We start from the raw sequence: 19,174 nt of genomic DNA, 5'->3' as shown, positions 1-19,174 counted from the left end.
GGCGGGGTTTTGCCCCGCCTTTTTTCATTCCAGCAACTCGCGCGGAATGATAAACCCCTGCACTGTACCGCTGCGCCAACGGACACGCGCCCAATCGTCGATGTCAAACCGGATCACGGTTGTGGCGCAGGTCGGGTAGTCGTGAAACCGGGGGTGCTCCGGGGCTTGCCGGACGATACGGGCGGCAAAGGCAGCAATGCCGGGGTTGTGGCCCAGCATCAGCACCCTGCGCTCTGTGGCACCTGACAGCTCGATCAGGATGTCCTCGGAGTCCGCATGATAGAGCGTGCGGTGGAAGCAAACCTTATCGGCCTGCAGCCCCATTCTGTCCCAGGTTTCGCGCGTACGGGCCGAGGTTGAGCTCAGCACCTCATCCGGCAACCAACCGTTGCTACGTAACCACCCAGCAATCGCCGGGGCCGATTTGCGTCCGCGTTTGTTCAGGGGGCGGTCATGATCATTCAGTGCCGGGCTGTCCCAACTGGATTTCGCGTGGCGGGTCAGGATAAGGGTGCGGGTCATGACGGGTGAAACGCTCTCATGTGGTGGGCGGACTGTTCCGGGTCGCGCCCGGCGCCCGCGCTGAGCGGGCAGGACAGCCGCGCAAGGCAGCCACCGGTCATGCAGGTTTGCCCCGCCTCAGTGGAAAGATGGCCATGACAGGCATCGACGTCATAGAAACTCTGGCTGTTCAACGCACCCACCGGGCAAGTCTGGGTGCAGGGGGCCGGGCAGGAGGTGCAGGGTGAGATACCGGGGGCTTCGGGGATGGTGAATTCCTCGGCGAAATGCAGTGCCCCGCGGTATGAGATCATCATGCCGACCGTGTCATGCACCAGCGCGCCTACCGGGCTGCTAAAGGTACGGCCGGATTTCAGAGCCCAGTCGATAAAGGGCGTGTAGGGTGGGCCGCCAAACGGGAAGTACGCGACAGCTCCCAGTTCATGCGCAAGTTTCCCGATCACGCGCGATGACCAGCGGTCAACCGGGTGGTCTCCGAGCCATTCAGGTGACGCCTTCAATGCCGGCCAAAACTCCGGTCCCGCGCCCAACAGGATCAGTGTGCCCCCGTCCAGTTGTTTGGTTTCGGTCAGACGCGGATGCAGCGCGCCCATGACGATCAGCCCGGCATCCTGAGCGGACCGCTCGACGCGGTCATAGATTTCTGCAGAGGAGGTCAAGGGGTGTCCGGTCATGTCTCCTCCGCCACGATTGTCAGTCTGGCCGGATCAGCGAGCCCGCACCGTGCTCGGTGAACAGCTCCAGCAGCACGGCGTTGGGCGCGCGGCCATCCAGAATTACTACCGCACGAACGCCACTGTGGAGCGCATCCAACGCGGTTTCGGTTTTGGGGATCATGCCGCCCGCAATGGTGCCGTCCATCGTCATTTCGCGGATCTGACCGGCCTTCAATTCAGTCACCACGTCTCCGGCAGCGTTCTTGACGCCTGACACGTCGGTCAGCAGCAGCAGCCGGTCAGCCTTGAGTGCAGATGCGATGGCTCCGGCAGCAGTGTCGCCATTGATGTTGAAGGTTTCACCATTCGTGCCTGCACCCAGGGGCGCGATCACGGGGATCACATCATGCGCGAAAAGGTCGTGCAGGATTTTCGGGTTCATCTTGGACGGAGAGCCGACAAATCCCAACGCAGGATCGGCCTGATCGCAAACCATGAGGTTCGCATCCTTCCCGGACAATCCCACGGCTGTACCGCCCTGACCATTGATCGCCTGCACGATACGCTTGTTCACAAGGCCGGACAGGACCATCTCAACCACTTCAACGGTGGCTTTGTCTGTCACACGCTTGCCGTTCACGAATTCGGACTGGATATCCAGTTGGTCGAGCATTGCGTTGATCATCGGCCCGCCGCCATGCACGATCACCGGGTTCACGCCGACCTGACGCATCAGCACGACGTCGCGGGCAAAGCTCTCCATTGCCTCATCGCTGCCCATGGCGTGACCGCCCAGTTTGATGACGACTATCGCGCCGTCATAGCGCTGCAGGTATGGCAAGGCGCTGTTCAAAGTGGCGGCGGTGGCAATCCAGTCCCGGTTCATATCTCGTGTCTTCATATATTGGTCCTCTTCCCCACGTGTTAGGCGTTTTGGCCGAATAAGCCAAGATCGCTGTTGTGAGTGCAGTCGCCGCTGTTAGTGTGCCCGCTCGCTCTGAACCATGAGACACGTCGTATGGAGCAACGGGCTCTTATTTTGACGGGGCCAGCCGGGGCATATATTTCTCGATGGTGCGACGGTTCCATGCTCAAGGCTGGCGGGTTGTTACATGCCTGCGTGCTCCTGTGCCCAAAGATTGTCAGTGGGAAGGAAAAGAAAACCATGTGCAACCAATTCTGAGCGATCCGGCCGACACGATCAATTCAGTCGGTGTTCTGCAAGAAATGGTCGGAGGGAAACTTCATGCGGTCGTCAACAATGCGGGGTGTACGTGTGAACGCTATCGCGCCCGGAGAGGTTGAAACTTCAATCCTGAGCCCTGGTTCCGAAAAAAATAGTGGAGAAACTGCCGCTGGGCCGATTGGGTCAGTCACAAGTAGTTGCTGCCGCGATCTACTTCGGGTGCTCTCAGGAAAGCTCTTGTATTTCTAGTGCGGAAATCGAGGTGAATGGGGCACAGCACGTTTAGACCTTTGGAAGGTTGTGCCAAGACCGGATCGCGGAAATGGCCGCACCGAATGGAACGGTGCGACCAGTTGCGTCAGTTCATGGCGCGTTTCATCGCCGGGATATTGCTGACCACAAGCAGGTCGAAAACCAGTACGGCCAACAATGTCAGACCGACCAGAGGGAAGGCCATCGCGGTGAAGAGCCCAATCAGGACGGCCCCTTTCCACAAGGGCAACTCCGCTGGCATCGGTGGCGCGGCCAGACGCCCTGCGCGCTGCGGACGGCGCCTGATCCACATCACCACGCCCGAGACACAGACAAAGATCACCGACAGGCAGAACACCAGATTCAGGATAAAGTTCCACATGCCCAACAGGCCCATGTGAAATGGAATGCCAAGGGCCATGGATTTACCCATCAGCGAGTAATCCTGATACCGGACGTCAGCCAGGATCTTTCCAGTGTACTGGTCCACATGGACGGTCCGATCATTGACCGGATCGGTCGAGTCACTGCTCATGCTGTCCCGATTCAGGGTCCAGACACCGGATTCGCCACCGGGATATGCCACGCGGAACCGCCCGGTCATATCCAGCGTGGTTCCCAATGCCACAAGCGCGTCGATATTCACAGGAGTACCCTGCGGAACGCCGTCGATCCCGGCTTCGGAACCCGAGGCAGGCATCGGTGTCTGCTCCAGCGCCCAGGGGACATCGTTCTGGTGGCCGTGGTTCATACTGGCATGGGTCTCGTCCGAGAGGGGCACGTTGTCCCATTTCTCAGCCGGAAAGCTGCTCCAAGGCTGGACGATCATCCCGCCCCAGACGCCCGCCCAGGACAGGCCCGAGATCAGGAAAAACACCAGAAGCAGCGACATCCAAAATCCGGTCACGGCGTGAAGGGATTTCCACAGGGCGCGGCCCCGCGCGCGCAGGTTTGGCACTAAGGCCGACATGGCCTTGTCGCGCGGCCACCACATGTAAAGGCCGGTGAAGATCAGTAGCAGGCTCAGCCCTGCGGCGATCTCAAGGATGCGGTCCCCTGTCGTGCCGATTAGCAGGGTCGAGTGGACGTTGTCCGCCAGATCGTACCACCCTGCGCGGCGATCCCAGACTTGCAGGACCTCTCTGGCATAGGGGTCGACAGCCACAAGGCGCTGGCCTGCCTCGGTCTTGATACGGAAGACGGTGGCCAGATCAGCGGCCTTCGGACCGATCCATTCGACGACGGTGCCCGGAACCTCAGTCAGAGCGACTTCGGCCTGTTGTGAGACGGTCAGGGCCGCGCCCTGAACCTCGACCGCGATCTTTTCGCCGTCTCGACCGTCAAACTGCGTAATGAACATCATCATCAAACCGGTGACGGCCAGAATGAGCAGGAAGGGGATGACGAAAACCCCCGCATAGAAATGCCACCGCCAGGCGGCGAAATAGAATTTTTGCGCAGCAGTGTTCTGCGCCGGGGTTTCCCTCAGGGTTTGGCTACCTAGTGCCATAGTATTCTCCGGATTCAAAAATTTGCCCCGCGCAGCGCCTGCGCAGACTTACATGATTTGAAGTGAATCAGGAGAAGACAGGTGGGGCTCTTGCATCATACCGGGAATGGAACCCGGCACTGCGGTGAGTGAAATCGCGATGTGACCAGCGGGGCTGGATCGAGGTGCCTATAGGCAAGATCGCTCCGACCGGGGGCAGATCTACATCCGCAGTCAGGCCCGCAAAAGGGCACATGATGCGCTGGTCGCCATCGTCATGGATAGGGTCGTCCGGGCCCAGATCGACCCATTGTTCGACCGTCCCTTCGCCGGTACACAGCACCAGCAGCATTCTACCGTCATCGCCCTTTGTTGGCATCCAACCCTGTGGGATCGTGCCGGTCAGCACCACCGCCAGCGTGGTCAACATGGCGAAGAGGCGAACCGGCAGGCTCATTCCAGATGTGCGATGATCGAGCGTAGTGTCGGAATGCCATCGCCCTTTTCAGACGAGGTCAGCACGATCTCCGGGAAGGCCGCAGGGTGTTTAGATAGCGCGCCACGCACCTGTTCCAGCACCTTTTCGCGATCCTTGGCCTTGACCTTGTCCGCCTTGGTCATCACGCATTGAAAAGTCACGGCGCTGGTATCCAGCAGCTTCATGATCTCGGCATCGACCGGCTTCACCCCATGGCGCGAGTCGATCAGAACAAAGGCCCGGCGCAGGGTTTGACGACCGCTCAGATATTGTTTCAGCAGCCGTTGCCACTTTTCCACGACCTTCACCGGGGCGTTGGCATAGCCATAACCGGGCAGGTCGACCAGATAGAGATCGGGGCCTTGGGTGAAGAAGTTGATTTCCTGCGTGCGGCCCGGCGTGTTCGAGGCGCGCGCCAGCCCCTTGGTGCCGGTCAGCGCGTTGATCAGGCTGGATTTGCCCACATTCGAGCGGCCCGCAAAGCAGACCTCCAGCCGGTCGGGTGCGGGCAGGCCGTTCATTGCAACCACGCCTTTGACGAATTCGGACTCGCCAGCGAACAGCTTACGACCACGCTCCGACGCGAATTCGTCCGGGTCTTCAGCCAGGGGGAAGGGGAGGGTGCTCATAGCAATTCTACCTTGTCGCCAACCGAGATTGCGCCGCCTTTGAGAACCTCGGCATAGACACCGAAATCCTTGTGACCCCAGGTTTCCAATGCGCCCAGAGTATCTGCATCGCGCACGCCTGTTTCCGGGTTGGCCGTTGTTGCCAGACAGCGGGTGATGCGTTCACGGACGCGGAAAACCGCCTCGCCGATCTGAACCTCACGGCCCAGCCACTCGAATTCCTCCCACAGCGGCATACCATCGAACCAAATGTTGCCACGCCAGGGGTGGATCGACAGGTCCTGCCCCAACTTTTGTCCAACTGCGCGGTGAGACGACATGTTGCACAGGCTGATTGAGGGGAAATCGCTGTCGGTCATGCCGCGCCCCGGAACCCGGATAATCCGCGCCGAGGCGGCCCGATCTGCAGGCATCAGAGGTTTGACCCAGTCCAGAAATGCCTGCTGCTCGCTGTCCGGGGCAAAGATCAGGTCCGGGCGGTCCGGGTGGGACAACGTCAGGGTTTCACCGTTGGACAGCGTTGAGATTGCCATCAACTGCGGCGCTTTTGCGCCCCGGCTGAAATTGGCGCAAGGAACCCAATCTGAGCCGTCCGCCTTGGACGCCTCATGCGCAATCGCCCAAACACGATCCCCGGGCATGGTCTGCCCGGGGATCGTGTTTACGGTTGCGACAGTTTCCCGACCATGGCTTTTGATCGGGTGCCGGCAAAGCTGGGTCACTTCAGCTGTCATTTATCATCCGTTTTCGGCGTACGCTTGAAGCCGGACTTGATATTGCCGAAAACGTCCGGCTTATAGCCTTGGCTGCGCATGATCAGGTACTGTTGGGTGAAGGTGATCGTGTTGTTCGCGATCCAGTAGACCACCAGCCCGCTGGCAAAGCTGCCCAGCATGAACATGAACACCCACGGCATCCAGGCAAAAATCATCGCCTGTGTCGCATCGGTTGGGGCCGGGTTCAGCTTTTGTTGCAGCCACATCGAGATACCCAGCAGCAGCGGCAGGATGCCGATGAAGATCAGCGCCATGAGGCTGTCGGGCTGCGGACCAGCAAAGGGCAGCAGGCCGAACAGGTTCATGATCGAGGTCGGGTCCGGCGCGCTCAGGTCCTGGAACGGGCCAAACCACGGGGCCTGACGCAGTTCGATGGTGACGAAGATCACCTTGTACAGCGAGAAGAAGATCGGAATCTGCATCAGGATCGGCAGACAGCCTGCGGCGGGGTTCACCTTTTCCTTTTTGTACAGCTCCATCATGCCCTGCTGCATCTTCTGACGGTCGTCACCAGCAGCCTCTTTCAAGGCCTCCATCTGAGGCTGGAGTTCCTTCATCTTCGCCATCGAGACATAGGACTTGAACGCCAGCGGGAACAGGATTGCCTTGATGATCAGGGTCAGGCCGATGATTGACCAGCCCATGTTACCGATCAGGGCATTGATGTTGTGCAGCAACCAGAAGATCGGCTTGGTCAGGAAGAAGAACCAGCCCCAGTCAATGCTGTCGATGAACTTCTGGACACCTTCCGCTTGGTATTCGCGGATAGTTTCCCATTCCTTGGCGCCGGCGAACAGCTGAGTGGTGACCTCTTCGGTCGCACCGGGGGCAACGGTCACCGTCGGCAGAACCGTTTCGGTCTGATAAATCTTGCGGCGTGCGTCATATTTCGCGGCAGCCTTGAACGCGGTCCCGGGTTCGGGGATCAGCGTGGTCATCCAGTAGTGGTCGGTAAAGCCGATCCAGCCGTCTTCCTTGACCTGATAGACCTCGGCCTGCGCCCGTTCGTTGGGGTCGATGTCGAAATCGCGGACATCGCCGTAGTCGATCTCGGCCAGTGTGCCATCGGCCATGCCAATCACGCCTTCATGCAGGATGAAGAAGTTCTTCAGGTCGGGCAGGTCGCCGTCCTCACCAATGCCGTGGCGGGCCAGAATGCCATAGGGGGCCATCCCAACCGCGGCCTGGCTGTTGTTTTCGACGGACTGGTTGACCGTGAACATATAGTCCTGGTCCACCGAGATCGTACGGCGGAAGGTGAGCCCCTTGCCGTTGTCCCATTTCAGGGTGATCGGAGCATCGACACCCAGCGTTTCACCCTGCTCAACGGTCCACAGCGTGTTCGGGCCTGGTACGTCAGCACCAGCCACTCCAGCCCCCGGAGCCCAGCCATAGAGGGCGTAATAAGCCGAATCTGATCCAACCGGGGACAGCAGTTCAACAATCGGCGCGCCGTCAGCGATCGAGACCTTGTAGTCTTTCAGAAGCAACTCGTCGATGCGGCCGCCCGACAGCGACAGACTGCCCTTCAGGCGAGGGGTGTCTATCTCGACCCGCGGGGCCTGTTCTTCGGGCAGGGTTTCTTCGGCGGCAGTTGTCGCTTCACCCACGGTGCTGGTGCCCGCTGCGTTGGGCGTTTGAATCTCACTGCCGTCGACGGCGGTAACTTCGGCCTGATCTGGCGTGGGCTCCTGTTCCGGCGGAGGGAACAGCACGAACCAAACAAGGATCACTAGAAAGCTGAGCGCGGTTGCAAGGATGAGATTCTTGTTCTGATCGTCCATCGGGGACAGCCACCTTAAGCAGTGAAACACACCCGGTGGGTTCAACAGAGTGCTGGCCCAAAGGTCAAGCGGAATCGCCTGTTAATTCGTCACGGATCGCGTTTCTGTGGTGGAAATCTTCGACTACGGGCCAGTTCTGCGCCCGATCTTCGGCATTCCGTTGATCTTGTTCTGATGTGCGGCAACCCAGTCCATCGTCTTTTCAAACGGCATCGGTTTGCCAATCCCGAAGCCCTGAACATGATCGCATCCCAGTTGGGCCATCAAGGCATGCTCGCCCTGAGTTTCAACACCTTCAGCCAGCGTTTCGACATTCAGGCGCTCGGCCATGGTCAGGATGGCGCTGACCAACTGCTGCTGGCTGGCGTCACGATCCGCCTTGGCGACAAAGGACCGGTCAATTTTTATCCGCGAGACATTGAAGCGCTTGATCGACGCAATCGAGGCATGTCCGGTGCCGAAATCATCCAGATCAATGCAGCTTCCAAGTTTAGACATGCTCGTCACGTTGCGGGTGATTACATCGTCCGGTCGCCGCGAGAACACGGTTTCCAGAATCTCAACCGCCAGCCGGTCGGGCGTCAGGTCATTCTGGTCCAGTTCCCATTTCAGTCGGTCGATCAGGGCCGGGTCGCGCAGTTCGTCGGATGAGAAATTCACACCGATCCGCGGCACCTTTATTCCAGCACGATCCCAGTCGCGCATGGCGGCAAAGGCGTGATGTCGCATTGCCTGGCCAAGTTTCTCCATCAACTCGGCCTGTTCGGCGAAAGGCAGGAACACCTGCGGGCTCAACACCCCTTTTTGAGGGTGTTCCCAGCGGGCCAGTGCCTCGAGCCCGATCACGCGCCCGGTATCGGTCGAAATCTGAGGCTGATACCAGGGGCGGATTTCACCGTTGTCCAGCGCCGCTTCGAACTCTTTGCGCAGATTGGCACGAATGCGCGATCGGCGCTGTGTTTCGCTTGAAAAGGCGCGAATGGTCGACGGCCCGTTCCTTTGCGCTTCGCCCAATGCGGCCGAGGCGGTGTCGATCCAGTCTTCGTATTGGCCATCAGCGGCGCTGGACAGCTGGCTGAACCCGATCGAGCAGGACACATACACGCCTGTACCGTTGAGCGTGAAGGGCTCCTCAACAACGGCCTGAATGCGCCCGGCCATCTGAATGCAGGCCTCAAGATCCAGCTGGCGCGAAGGTTGCAGGCCAATTGCGATTTTGTTCTGGTCTAGGCGGGTCACGATATCCTGCGTGCGTATGACCGAGAGGATGCGGCGGCTGAATTGTTCGGTCAGATGATCAGCCGCGGCGTTGCCGTGCAAGTCCAGAAAATCCGAATAGTCATCCAGCGCAATGAGGATGTAGGCTGAATCTACCCCCCCGGGTGCGAATGTCTTGAAAGTGTTTTCAATTTCCGCGGCAAAGGCGTCGATGGCCATCATGCCGCCGGGCGGGTTGCGCCGCTGGCGCTGCTGGTCGGAGCGGGCGTCAAATGCCGCGGCACCCAGGAAAACCAGCGGCAGGCATAAGGCGGCAACCACCAACGCCCGTTCCCCGCCGATCCAGAAAGCCGCCAAGCTGATCGCCGGGACAAAAGCCAAAGCGGCAGGTCCGCTCAGAATGGAAGTTAGAGTATCGAGAACGCGTTCAACGGAGAAACGTTTCCACATCGGTTTTCTGGGCCTCTACGTTTAGGCATAGCACGTACTGGGCAACCGTAGAAAACCAATCTGAGTCAGACGTTAACGCAACTGTGGAATTTCACCCGAATTTTCGTCTTTTTTGCCGGGGTTTAACACGAGCCCCTGGAAATCGAACAGTTTCGGGTCCAGCAAATGCGAGGGTCGCGCGTTGGTCAGCGCCCGAAACATCACCTGACGCCGGCCCGGGCTGTTCTTTTCCCACTGATCCAGAATCTGCTTGACCTGTTGACGCTGCAATCCGTCCTGGCTGCCGCACAGATCGCAGGGGATGATGGGATAGTTCATCGAGGTGGCGAACTTCTCGCAATCGGCCTCGGCCACATGGGCCAGCGGGCGGAAGACAAACAGGTCTCCTTCTTCGTTCACCAGTTTCGGTGGCATCGTCGCCAGACGTCCGCCGTGGAATAGGTTCATGAAGAACGTCTCGAGGATATCGTCCCTGTGATGGCCCAGAATCACGGCGCTGCAGCCTTCCTCGCGCGCGATCCGGTACAGGTTGCCCCGACGCAAGCGGGAACACAGTGCGCAATAGGTGCGGCCCTGCGGAACCTTGTCCATCACAACGGAATAGGTGTCCTGATATTCGATGCGGTGAGATACGCCCATTCGCTCCAGAAACTCGGGCAAGACGGTGGCGGGAAAACCCGGCTGCCCCTGATCCAGATTGCAAGCCAGGAGGTCGACCGGCAGCAAACCGCGCCATTTCAGCTCATGGAGAACTGCCAGCAGGGTATAGCTGTCCTTGCCGCCCGACAGGCAGACCAGCCAACGGGCCGGTTTGCCGTCCTTGTCATGCGCCGACGGGTCCACCATCCCGTATTGCTCAATGGCTTCGCGGGTCTGTCGCACGATGCGTTTGCGCAGCTTCTTGAACTCGGTGGTCGAAGGCGCGCCGGTAAAGAGCGGATGGATATCGTCAGCTTCGTCAAACATGCGCAGCCCCTACAGCAGTCAGCGCAATCGAGCAAGTGGGCGGGTCAGCCGAGGCGGGTCAGCAGGGTTTTCGTGTCCAGCCCGGCCACCGATCCCGGAATGCGCCCGCTGTTGCCTGAAAGGCGCGTAGCGATGAAGCCATCCGCGACCGCGCCGGGCGCGTGACGCAGCAGCTGTGAAGCCGTGAGCAGTAGCGCTGTGCGTTCGGAAAACCAGCGCGCCTCGGCCTCAGGCGGCAGATTGGGCCAACGGTTGCGATGTGCCATCAGGGCTGCGTCATAGGTGCGGTCAGCACCCTTTGCGGCGTCCAGTTCCGTTTGCAATATACCAACGGCCAGCGGCTCACGGGCAAGAGTGCGCAGGATGTCGAGGCAGATTACATTGCCGGACCCCTCCCAGATGCCGTTCAGGGGGGCCTCGCGATAGAGCAAGGGCAGGAGAGTATCCTCGACATAACCCATGCCACCCAGTACTTCCATTGCTTCGGCCACGACCACTGGGCAGCGCTTGTTATTCAGGAACTTGGCCAGAGCGACACTGATCCGGGCAAATGCCTTGTCCTCGGGGGTCTGGCCGTCGAACGCCTGTGCTACGCGCATCCCCAGTGTCAGCGCGCCTTCCCAGTCCAGCACCAGATCCGCCAGAACCGCTCGTATCAGCGGCTGGTCGATCAACCGGCGCTGAAAGGCACTGCGATGGGTGATCCAGTGGTGGGCCTCGGCCAGAGCAGCGCGCATCAGGCCCGCCGGAGCCATGGCCGTATCCAGCCGCGTGTGGTGCACCATTTCGATGATCGTTTGCACGCCAGCGCCCTCGTCGCCCAGTTGATAGGCCAGTGCGTCGTGGTATTCGATTTCAGCCGAGGCATTGGACCTGTTGCCCAGCTTGTCCTTCAGCCGCATCAGGTGAATGGCATTACGCGCGCCCTCCAGCCAGCGGGGGACAAGGAAACAGGTCAGTCCGTCCTGGGTCTGCGCCAGCGTCAGAAACCCGTCCGACATCGGGGCCGAGCAGAACCACTTGTGCCCGCGCAAGCGCCAGTGATCGCCGTCGCGGGTGGCCATGGTGGTGTTGGCGCGCAGGTCCGAGCCGCCCTGTTTCTCGGTCATCGCCATGCCCAGCGTGGCGCTGGTTTTCTGCGTGATTGGCTTTGTCGCCGGGTCGTATGTACGTGCTGTCAGTTTTGGTTGCCAGATTGCCGCTATGTCCGTGTTCACAGCCAGCACCGGATAAGCCGCATAGGTCATGGTCAACGGGCAGCAATGCCCCGGTTCGATCTGACTGGCCATATAGATCATCGCGGCATGAGTGGTATGGCCACCCGGCTGCCCGTCCCATGGCAGGGCGGCGCATCCGGCGGATTGGCTGATCTGCATCATCCGATGGTAGGCGGGGTGAAAGCGAACTTCGTCCAGACGCCTGCCGCCCGGGTCGAACAACATTGGTTCCGGCGGATGCCGGTTTGCGACGCGGCCCAACCCGCGGGTCTCAGCGCGTCCCAATTGCTCACCATATGCCTCCAGAGGCGCGGTGCGGCCTGCGGCGAAGCCAACCGCATTGCGCAGCACCGGGTCGGCGGCCCAAAGGTCGCAATCCCCGCGCGTGGGTGGTTGATTCAGGACCTCATGCGTGGGCAGCTTTTGGTGTGCATCGGATGTCATCTGGACCTCGGGCCGTGTGAGCTCAAGTGTTCAGTGCGGATTTTGATGGGTCAAGTCTGACCGGGGGTCACGCGGAATCTTCGCATTTGCATTCGGGCACCGGATCGTACCCGTCACCGCCCCACGGATGGCAGCGCCCGATCCGCCGGGCCGCCAGCCATGCGCCTTTGATGGCCCCGTGTTTTTCCAGCGCCTCCAGCGCATAGGCCGAGCACGTGGGTTGATAGCGGCAGTTGAATCCGACCCAGGGGCTGAACACCAGCCGATAGGCCCGGACAGGCAAGGCAAGGATATGTGCCAGCAGAGTCATTTCCGCGGCCCGTGCACTTTGCGCAGGGCATATCGCAGGTCATCAAGAAGGACTTCGAACGGGCGTGCTGCGGTGACCTCGGCGCGTCCGATCAGAACGTAGTCCCATCCATCCTGTCCTTGCGCGGGCAGCACGGCGCGGGCGGCCTCGCGCAGACGCCGTTTGGCGCGGTTGCGGGCCACGGCATTGCCGACTTTCTTGGAGCAGGTGAAACCGACACGAATCCCCGCACCCTCATCCGGGGCACGTTTGCGGGCCTGCACCATCATCGACGAAGTTCCCTGCCTGCGCGCACGGGCAGCTTTCAGGAAATCGGACCGTTTCTTCAGCACGGTCAAAGTTTCAGGCGCGCAAACGGACGCCGCCGGGGGCGTTTCCCCGGGCTGGTTCTTACCATCCACAGGGGCCTCCGGCGGCGTCATGTTCATAACCTGATCGGTGAGCGGTTTACGCGCTCAGCGACTTGCGGCCACGTGCGCGGCGCGCGTTCAGGATTTTGCGGCCGGCCTTGGTGGCCATGCGCGCGCGGAAACCGTGGCGGCGTTTGCGAACCAGGTTCGAAGGCTGATAGGTGCGTTTCATCGCTCCGTCTCCAATCTATAGCGGTGGGGTGCGGCGCGGATTCGCCTGGCCCTAGTGTTCGAAGCCCGTCCTCTACTGGGAAGCGGGGGGTAAGTCAAACCCCTAGGTGGGAGTTTTGACGCCTTTTGCAACAATTCTGTAACCGCGTCGGGCAAAAGGTTTCAAAATGACGGTTTTAGCGCCCCAAACTCTCACATTCCCGGCCCTAAACATCAAGGCCGCGTGAAGTCCCTGTTGCGCGGGCCCCGGGCGGCGCATGTTGGGGACAGAATGAAACGAACAAAACCGGACAGCCTCATGAGCGATACAACTCAAGCACCGCGCAGCGGGCTTGCGCGCCATATCCCTTTGCTTGTGATTCTCACTGTTGCTGCAGTGGGGTTTTTCACCTTGAGCGACTACTTTACTTTCGAGACGCTGCGCGACAATCGCGAAGCGTTGCTGGCGTGGCGCGACTCGCACTATTGGGTGATGGCAGCCGTATTCATCACAGTTTATATCTTGATTGTGGCCTTTTCGCTGCCGGGGGCCGCTGTGGCCTCGATGACCGGTGGGTTTTTGTTCGGCCTGTTTGGGGGCACCGTCTTTAATGTCTTTGCCGCCACCATCGGCGCTTCGGCCATTTTTCTGGCGGCGCGTTGGGGCCTGGGCGAATCCCTGACCACACGGTTGGACTCCTCTGAAGGGACGATCAAAAAGCTGAAAGACGGCCTGCGTGAGAATGAAATCTCGGTCCTGTTTCTGCTGCGCCTTGTGCCGGTCGTGCCGTTCTTTGTGGCAAATCTGGTGCCTGCGCTGGTGGGGGTGAAGTTTCGCAACTTCCTGATCACCACCGCGCTGGGTATCATTCCGGGCGGCATCGTCTACACGTGGATCGGCGTCGGGTTGGGCGGTGTGTTCGACCGGGGCGAGACACCGGATGTCTCGCTGCTGTGGGAGCCCTTCGTCATCGGCCCAATCATCGGCTTGTGTGTGCTGGCTGCTCTGCCGATAGCCATCAAAGCCCTGCGTGGCAAAAAGGACGCCTGAACTCATGCAAGACCTGAAAACGGATATCCTGGTTATCGGGGCCGGGTCGGGCGGCCTGTCCGTGGCGGCCGGGGCCAGCCAGATGGGGGCGGATGTCATCTTGCTGGAAGGCCACAGGATGGGTGGCGATTGCCTGAATTTTGGCTGTGTACCGTCTAAGGCCCTGATCGCCAGTGGCAAGGCGGCCTATGGGCAGGCGCATGCCGCGGCGCTGGGCGTGGCGGATGTGGTCCCTCAAGTCGACTACGCTGCCGCAAAGGACCACGTTCACGACGTTATAGCTCAGATCGAGCCGATGGACAGTCAGGAGCGGTTCGAAGAGTTCGGCGTCCGGGTGATCCGGGAATTTGGCAGCTTTGTCTCTCCGACCCAGGTGCAAGCGGGTGAGAGCCTGATCACCGCGCGGCGCGTGGTGATTGCGACGGGCTCGTCGCCTCTGGTTCCACCGATCCCCGGTCTGGATCAGGTGCCGTACTATACCAATGAAACAATCTTTGACCTGCGTGAAAAACCCGAACATCTGCTGATCATAGGCGGCGGCCCCATCGGCATGGAGATGGCGCAAGCCCATATCCGGCTGGGCAGTGAGGTGACGGTGATCGAGGGCCTGCAGGCGCTGGGCAAAGACGATCCCGAGGCGGCCGAGATCGTGTTGGACACCCTACGCGCCGAAGGTGTGGCGATTCACGAAAAAGCCATGGTCGCCCAGATTCGCAACAACAAGGGTCTGGTCGAGGTCGTGACCGACAAAGGCGACATCTATACCGGCTCGCACCTGCTGCTGGCGGCCGGACGCAAGGCCAATACAGACCGCTTGAACCTGACGGCCGCGGGGATTGAACCAACCCGCACCGGGATCAAGGTGGATGAGACGCTGCGGACGACGAACCGGAAGGTCTACGCCATCGGTGACGTTGCAGGTGGAATGCAATTTACCCATGTGGCCGGATATCACGCGGGGATTATCATCCGGTCCGCCCTGTTTGGACTGCCGTCAAAGGCGAAAACGGCACATATCCCCTGGGCCACCTATACCGACCCTGAATTGGCGCAGGTCGGCCTGACCGAGGCGCAGGCACGAGACCGGCACGGTGACAAGGTCGAGATTGCGCGCTTTGACTATCACCATAACGACCGCGCCATTTCGGAACGCAAGACGAACGGCTTCATTAAGGTCATGGTTTTAAAAGGCCGCCCCGTCGGGACCACAATCGTTGGGCATCAGGCGGGCGAATTGATCAACTTGTGGTCGCTGGTCTTGGCCAATAATCTGAAGATGGGGCAGATTGCTGCAATGGTTTCGCCTTATCCGACGATCGGAGAGCTTAACAAAAGAGTGGCGGGCGCCTATTTCTCGCCAAGGCTGTTTGAGAATCAAACGGTTAAACGGGTGGTCCGGTTCGTCCAGCGCTGGATGCCCTGACCGGAAAGGGAGAGCTTAGTGAACTCGCTGTCGGGCCGATTTCTGATCCTGACGACGGTCTTCGTGATGTTGGCCGAGGTTTTGATCTTTGTGCCCTCGATCGCGCGTTTTCGCGAAGATTTCCTGCTGAACCGGCTTGAGCGTGCCCAGATCGCTTCGCTTGCGCTTCTGGCTGATGATATGCTGGCCGATGACCTTGAGGCCGAACTTCTGGCCAATGCTGGCGTCTACAACGTGGTGCTGCGCCGGGACGAGGTGCGCCAGCTGATGTTGTCCTCTCCAATTCCTGAGCCGATCACCAGGACTTATGATCTGCGCGATGCGGGGCCTTGGATATTGATTAGGGATGCCGTGGCGCGCCTGTTCACGCCGGAAAACGAGGTCATTCGCGTGATCGGTGAGCCTGTCAAAGGGGCGGGGTTGCTGATCGAGGTCACCACAGACAGCGAACCCCTGCGCATGGCGATGACGGATTATGGGCTGCGCATCCTGGGCCTGTCATTTGTCATTTCGATCATCACCGCGTTTTTCCTGTTTCTGGCCGTGCGGGTTGTGCTGGTGAAACCCATCAAAGGCGTCGTGGGCTATATGCAACGCTATGCGAGCGCCCCCGAAGACGCGCGGGGAATCATCTCCCCCAACTCCAAGGTGACCGAGTTGCGCGAGGCAGAAGAAGCCCTGCAGCAGTTACAGACCGAACTGACACAGGCTCTGAAGCAACGTGAGCGTCTGGCGCAGCTGGGCGGCGCGGTGGCCAAGGTCAGCCACGATCTGCGCAACATCCTGACCTCGGCACAGCTTTTCACCGACAGGATCGAGGCCAGTGACGACCCGCTGGTGAGGCGCATGGCCCCGAAGCTGGTGAACTCGATCACCCGGGCTGTATCCCTGTGCGAGAGCACGCTGGCCTTTGGTCGCGCCGAGGAACCTGCGCCGACCCTGACCATGGTGCCCCTGCGAGACGTGGCTGAGGATGTGGTCGCCAGCGAAAGACTGGCCGTGGCCGATGCCTGCGTTGAGATCGTCAACGAAGTGCCGGAGGATCTGATCGCCCGCGCAGACCCGGAACAGATGTTCCGCGTGATGATGAACCTTGTGCGCAACGCCCGTCAGGCGTTGGTGGCGTCGGGCAAGCCGGGCAAGATCACGATCGCAGGATGTGTTCACGAGAATGACTGGTGCGTCGAGATTACGGATAACGGCCCGGGCTTGCCGCCCAAAGCGCGCGAAAATCTGTTTACACCATTTCAGGGCGGGGTGCGCAAAGGGGGCTCGGGTCTTGGCCTGGCGATCTCGCAAGAACTGGTGCGCGGACATGGTGGAGACCTTGTTCTGGCCGAGACCGGACCCGAGGGAACAACCTTTGAAATCCGCCTGCCGCAGGGCGACGTGACTTTTTAGAATATTTTTGAAGAATCGACTTGCACGTCCACGGAGGTAGGTCTACACAGCGCCTCACCAACGCGGACCGATAGCTCAGCTGGATAGAGTACTTGACTACGAATCAAGGGGTCGGGGGTTCGAATCCTCCTCGGTCCGCCATTGGTATCCTGTTGGACGTCAGACGAATTTGACCTTTGCGTCATAAACTGACCCAACACCCCCCTTTTTTTCATACTCCCGCAGACTGCTTCGTTTGATCTGACTTCTCCTTTGGAAAATCAGGGCTGATTTGCAGATCAGACGGCGAAGCCGCCTGTTCCTGCTGATCTGCCACGTGGCGAACGCGGGAGGGGGCGAGGCAATGCTATTCGACAGTGGTGGTGCGGCCCGCAGGCGCAGCCGAGGACACGGCGCTGTCTAATAGGGTTGCCCGAGGGGGAGGGCAGCGCCCTCACCCTGGCGGTCAGGGGCGTTTGGCTTGTCCAAATCCCGCTGGTTCAAGAAAGAAATGTAGAGTCTGATCGCCCCACGAAAACCAAGCCATTGCATGTCATCCGTAAAGGTCTGAAACTAATGCAAAGCAGTCAAAGACAAAAAAGCTGGAGTGTCACTTGTCCGAGTTAGACCAAGCTCACGATCGCCTTCAGGCGCTTTTGAAAAGCGTTGATGACCATCGCGAACAGATCGTGTCCGAAGAAGATTCCAAAGTACAAATTATCACAAAAATTCTTGTTGATGTCTTGGGATGGGATACCACCGATATCGGTTCTGAGAGAAAGCATGAGAGTGGGTACTCGGACTACCTCATGAGCATGCTTGGAAACCCGACATTTGTAGTCGAAGCGAAACGGCAGGGTGTCTTTGAAATTGCTGTCGCGGAAATGGCGAAGTATCGCACCTTGCGAGTTTCTGGCCCGGCGTTGAAATCGGCAGCACCAGGCATACAGCAAGCCTTTTCGTACGCGAGCGAAGAGGGGCTACCGTTTGCAGTGCTCACGGATGGCTTTTCATGGATAGTCTTCAAAACGCATGTCCCGGGCAAAAACTACAGAACGGTGGAGGCGTTTGTATTTCCCTCGCTGGAAGCCGTACTTGAAGACTTCGCAGTATTTTTTGATCTCTTAGCGAGAGCTCAGGTAACGAAGCGTGTCTATGTACAGATGTTTGATGAGCTTCATAATCAAAGGAGCGCGTTCGAGCGAAAGCTGGTCAGCCCTTTTGATGAGGCTGAAATTCGTATTGCCCAAAAGTCCGCGCTTGCGTTCGATCTTGATCGCGTTTTTGACGTGTATTTCGGGCGCATGCGAGGTGACGATGACCCAGACTTGCTAATTGAATGCTTTGTCGAGACTCGAGAAAGTAGGGTTGCCGACTTTTCGCTAGAAAAAATGACATCGCGGGTCTTAGGCAACATAAACCCAGCCGCGAGCGACCTAGACGGCCATCTTGAAGATGTTGTGCGAAGTTCTGTGGACGTCGACGAAGGCCAAACAGTATTCATCGTGGGTCCAACCGGGGCAGGAAAGACCACATTTCTGGATCGGTTCTTCAGAAAGACACTGTCAAAGAGCTTGCGAGACCGCTGCGTCGATGTTCGTGTCAGCTGTCTAGATGCATCCGGCGATCAGGATAGCATGGTAGCCTGGATGATCGACAGATTGATCGAAGAGATTGAACGCGAAGTTTTTGATAATGGTACACCCACTTGGGATGACTTGGTCGGGATGTACTTCCGTGAGTACCGCAGGCGTGCTGAAGGGGCTGGCGCAGAACTCTACAAATCAAACAAGGCAGCCTTCAAAATCGAGTTTGGAAAGTTTCTGGAGGACCGTGTAGAAAACGATCGGGAAGGGTATTTGAAGCGGCTGTTGGCTGATATTGTCACCAACCGTGCAAGACTGCCTATTTTGATAATCGATAATATAGATGAGTTCTCTTTCGAGCAAAAAACTGAAATCTTTCAGTTGGCGCAAGCGCTGAGAAGGCACGCAAAGCACGCATTGGTGATCTTTCCCATAATCGACAAGTCAGCGTGGGCGTTTTCAAAATCGGATATTTTTGGCATTTATTCGTCGAAGTCTTTCTTCCTGCCGACACCGTCTCCTAGGGACGTCTTCAGGAAACGCATCGAGTACTTAAGATCAAAAATCGATGTCTTTGACACAGAAGCTGACAGGAAAAACTACTTCACATCAAAGGGCATTAGAGTATCGATTGAAAACCTCGACGGGTTTGCAGCTGTCCTCGAGCAAGTTTTTGTTGATCACGAGTTTACTTCGAAGACTCTTGGAGAGCTTTGCAACTGTCTGACGTCAGCGCCAATGGGACAGTTTAGGTCGATTTGATAAGAGAGGGTTTCTGGCTCATCGTAACCGCCAAG

18 protein-coding genes, 1 tRNA gene and 1 pseudogene are annotated in these 19,174 nt (G+C 58.9%); 6 read left to right on the top strand and 14 right to left on the bottom strand.

Annotation, left to right across the window (positions count from 1 at the left end; translation table 11 throughout):
- Positions 1-24 precede the first annotated feature (24 nt).
- From AC2FEE_RS22630 to argB, 3 genes are read right to left on the bottom strand one after another with little or no spacing between them, the layout of a single operon-like run.
- Positions 25-522, bottom strand: a complete 498-nt coding sequence (locus AC2FEE_RS22630; protein WP_496867683.1) for a SixA phosphatase family protein — start codon at positions 520-522, stop codon at positions 25-27.
- Positions 519-1,196, bottom strand: coding sequence for a ferredoxin (locus AC2FEE_RS22625; protein ID WP_496867681.1), 678 nt, complete (start codon positions 1,194-1,196; stop codon positions 519-521). The genes AC2FEE_RS22630 and AC2FEE_RS22625 overlap by 4 nt, the downstream gene beginning before the upstream one ends.
- A gap of 19 nt (positions 1,197-1,215) precedes the next feature.
- On the bottom strand, positions 1,216-2,079 hold the full coding sequence (gene argB / locus AC2FEE_RS22620) for an acetylglutamate kinase (RefSeq protein WP_496867680.1): 864 nt from the start codon (positions 2,077-2,079) through the stop codon (positions 1,216-1,218).
- A gap of 170 nt (positions 2,080-2,249) precedes the next feature.
- Between argB and AC2FEE_RS22615 the strand changes: the two are divergent.
- Positions 2,250-2,650: pseudogene (locus AC2FEE_RS22615) on the top strand (SDR family oxidoreductase).
- 72 nt (positions 2,651-2,722) lie between these two features.
- Here the strand turns inward: AC2FEE_RS22615 and AC2FEE_RS22610 are convergent.
- The 11 genes from AC2FEE_RS22610 to rpmH form a co-directional block, all read right to left on the bottom strand.
- The gene (locus tag AC2FEE_RS22610; protein ID WP_496867678.1) at positions 2,723-4,126 is read right to left on the bottom strand and encodes a PepSY-associated TM helix domain-containing protein; all 1,404 of its coding nucleotides are present in this window, start codon (positions 4,124-4,126) and stop codon (positions 2,723-2,725) included.
- A 67-nt stretch (positions 4,127-4,193) separates the two neighbouring features.
- Positions 4,194-4,562, bottom strand: coding sequence for a DUF2946 family protein (locus AC2FEE_RS22605; protein ID WP_496867676.1), 369 nt, complete (start codon positions 4,560-4,562; stop codon positions 4,194-4,196).
- Positions 4,559-5,212 (bottom strand): ribosome biogenesis GTP-binding protein YihA/YsxC, encoded by a 654-nt coding sequence (gene yihA / locus AC2FEE_RS22600; protein WP_496867675.1) that lies wholly within the window; start codon positions 5,210-5,212, stop codon positions 4,559-4,561. Before yihA ends, AC2FEE_RS22605 begins: the two co-directional genes overlap by 4 nt.
- The gene (locus tag AC2FEE_RS22595; protein ID WP_496867673.1) at positions 5,209-5,946 is read right to left on the bottom strand and encodes an MOSC domain-containing protein; all 738 of its coding nucleotides are present in this window, start codon (positions 5,944-5,946) and stop codon (positions 5,209-5,211) included. Before AC2FEE_RS22595 ends, yihA begins: the two co-directional genes overlap by 4 nt.
- Positions 5,943-7,772, bottom strand: coding sequence for a membrane protein insertase YidC (yidC, locus tag AC2FEE_RS22590; protein ID WP_496867672.1), 1,830 nt, complete (start codon positions 7,770-7,772; stop codon positions 5,943-5,945). The genes AC2FEE_RS22595 and yidC overlap by 4 nt, the downstream gene beginning before the upstream one ends.
- Before the next feature lie 123 nt (positions 7,773-7,895).
- Positions 7,896-9,440 carry a putative bifunctional diguanylate cyclase/phosphodiesterase gene (locus AC2FEE_RS22585; protein ID WP_496867670.1) on the bottom strand — a complete coding sequence of 515 codons (1,545 nt, stop codon included), beginning with the start codon at positions 9,438-9,440 and terminating at the stop codon, positions 7,896-7,898.
- A 72-nt stretch (positions 9,441-9,512) separates the two neighbouring features.
- Entirely contained in the window at positions 9,513-10,406 is an 894-nt protein-coding gene (gene ttcA, locus AC2FEE_RS22580; protein WP_496867669.1) for a tRNA 2-thiocytidine(32) synthetase TtcA, read from the bottom strand.
- 44 nt (positions 10,407-10,450) lie between these two features.
- Positions 10,451-12,067 carry an acyl-CoA dehydrogenase family protein gene (locus AC2FEE_RS22575; RefSeq protein ID WP_496867667.1) on the bottom strand — a complete coding sequence of 539 codons (1,617 nt, stop codon included), beginning with the start codon at positions 12,065-12,067 and terminating at the stop codon, positions 10,451-10,453.
- Positions 12,068-12,134: 67 nt separating this feature from the next.
- Positions 12,135-12,377 (bottom strand): membrane protein insertion efficiency factor YidD, encoded by a 243-nt coding sequence (gene yidD / locus AC2FEE_RS22570; protein WP_496867666.1) that lies wholly within the window; start codon positions 12,375-12,377, stop codon positions 12,135-12,137.
- On the bottom strand, positions 12,374-12,799 hold the full coding sequence (gene rnpA, locus AC2FEE_RS22565) for a ribonuclease P protein component (RefSeq protein ID WP_496867664.1): 426 nt from the start codon (positions 12,797-12,799) through the stop codon (positions 12,374-12,376). The genes yidD and rnpA overlap by 4 nt, the downstream gene beginning before the upstream one ends.
- Before the next feature lie 25 nt (positions 12,800-12,824).
- Positions 12,825-12,959, bottom strand: a complete 135-nt coding sequence (gene rpmH / locus AC2FEE_RS22560) for a 50S ribosomal protein L34 (RefSeq protein ID WP_005980833.1) — start codon at positions 12,957-12,959, stop codon at positions 12,825-12,827.
- Between the two features lie 297 nt (positions 12,960-13,256).
- Between rpmH and AC2FEE_RS22555 the strand changes: the two genes are divergently transcribed.
- The 5 genes from AC2FEE_RS22555 (at position 13,257) to AC2FEE_RS22535 (ending at position 19,139) form a co-directional block, all read left to right on the top strand.
- On the top strand, positions 13,257-13,988 hold the full coding sequence (locus tag AC2FEE_RS22555) for a TVP38/TMEM64 family protein (protein WP_496867663.1): 732 nt from the start codon (positions 13,257-13,259) through the stop codon (positions 13,986-13,988).
- Positions 13,989-13,992: 4 nt separating this feature from the next.
- Complete coding sequence (locus AC2FEE_RS22550) at positions 13,993-15,411, top strand: dihydrolipoyl dehydrogenase family protein (RefSeq protein WP_496867661.1); 1,419 nt, start codon at positions 13,993-13,995, stop codon at positions 15,409-15,411.
- 18 nt (positions 15,412-15,429) lie between these two features.
- On the top strand, positions 15,430-16,812 hold the full coding sequence (locus tag AC2FEE_RS22545; RefSeq protein ID WP_496867659.1) for a sensor histidine kinase: 1,383 nt from the start codon (positions 15,430-15,432) through the stop codon (positions 16,810-16,812).
- A gap of 64 nt (positions 16,813-16,876) precedes the next feature.
- Positions 16,877-16,953, top strand: a tRNA-Arg gene (locus AC2FEE_RS22540).
- A 452-nt stretch (positions 16,954-17,405) separates the two neighbouring features.
- Complete coding sequence (locus tag AC2FEE_RS22535; RefSeq protein ID WP_496867658.1) at positions 17,406-19,139, top strand: AAA family ATPase; 1,734 nt, start codon at positions 17,406-17,408, stop codon at positions 19,137-19,139.
- The last annotated feature ends 35 nt before the right edge of the window (positions 19,140-19,174 follow it).

The organism is Ruegeria sp. YTSC199, from assembly GCF_059609725.1.
Note: the sequence above shows the minus strand (reverse complement) of the source record. Positions and strands in the feature narration are given on the sequence as shown.

Coding starts and splice junctions, on each gene's coding strand:
- AC2FEE_RS22630 (WP_496867683.1), bottom strand. CDS start 522: ATGACCCGCACCCTTATCCTGACCCGCCACGCGAAATCCAGTTGGGAC.
- AC2FEE_RS22625 (WP_496867681.1), bottom strand. CDS start 1,196: ATGACCGGACACCCCTTGACCTCCTCTGCAGAAATCTATGACCGCGTC.
- argB (WP_496867680.1), bottom strand. CDS start 2,079: ATGAAGACACGAGATATGAACCGGGACTGGATTGCCACCGCCGCCACT.
- AC2FEE_RS22610 (WP_496867678.1), bottom strand. CDS start 4,126: ATGGCACTAGGTAGCCAAACCCTGAGGGAAACCCCGGCGCAGAACACT.
- AC2FEE_RS22605 (WP_496867676.1), bottom strand. CDS start 4,562: ATGAGCCTGCCGGTTCGCCTCTTCGCCATGTTGACCACGCTGGCGGTG.
- yihA (WP_496867675.1), bottom strand. CDS start 5,212: ATGAGCACCCTCCCCTTCCCCCTGGCTGAAGACCCGGACGAATTCGCG.
- AC2FEE_RS22595 (WP_496867673.1), bottom strand. CDS start 5,946: ATGACAGCTGAAGTGACCCAGCTTTGCCGGCACCCGATCAAAAGCCAT.
- yidC (WP_496867672.1), bottom strand. CDS start 7,772: ATGGACGATCAGAACAAGAATCTCATCCTTGCAACCGCGCTCAGCTTT.
- AC2FEE_RS22585 (WP_496867670.1), bottom strand. CDS start 9,440: ATGTGGAAACGTTTCTCCGTTGAACGCGTTCTCGATACTCTAACTTCC.
- ttcA (WP_496867669.1), bottom strand. CDS start 10,406: ATGTTTGACGAAGCTGACGATATCCATCCGCTCTTTACCGGCGCGCCT.
- AC2FEE_RS22575 (WP_496867667.1), bottom strand. CDS start 12,067: ATGACATCCGATGCACACCAAAAGCTGCCCACGCATGAGGTCCTGAAT.
- yidD (WP_496867666.1), bottom strand. CDS start 12,377: ATGACTCTGCTGGCACATATCCTTGCCTTGCCTGTCCGGGCCTATCGG.
- rnpA (WP_496867664.1), bottom strand. CDS start 12,799: ATGACGCCGCCGGAGGCCCCTGTGGATGGTAAGAACCAGCCCGGGGAA.
- rpmH (WP_005980833.1), bottom strand. CDS start 12,959: ATGAAACGCACCTATCAGCCTTCGAACCTGGTTCGCAAACGCCGCCAC.
- AC2FEE_RS22555 (WP_496867663.1), top strand. CDS start 13,257: ATGAGCGATACAACTCAAGCACCGCGCAGCGGGCTTGCGCGCCATATC.
- AC2FEE_RS22550 (WP_496867661.1), top strand. CDS start 13,993: ATGCAAGACCTGAAAACGGATATCCTGGTTATCGGGGCCGGGTCGGGC.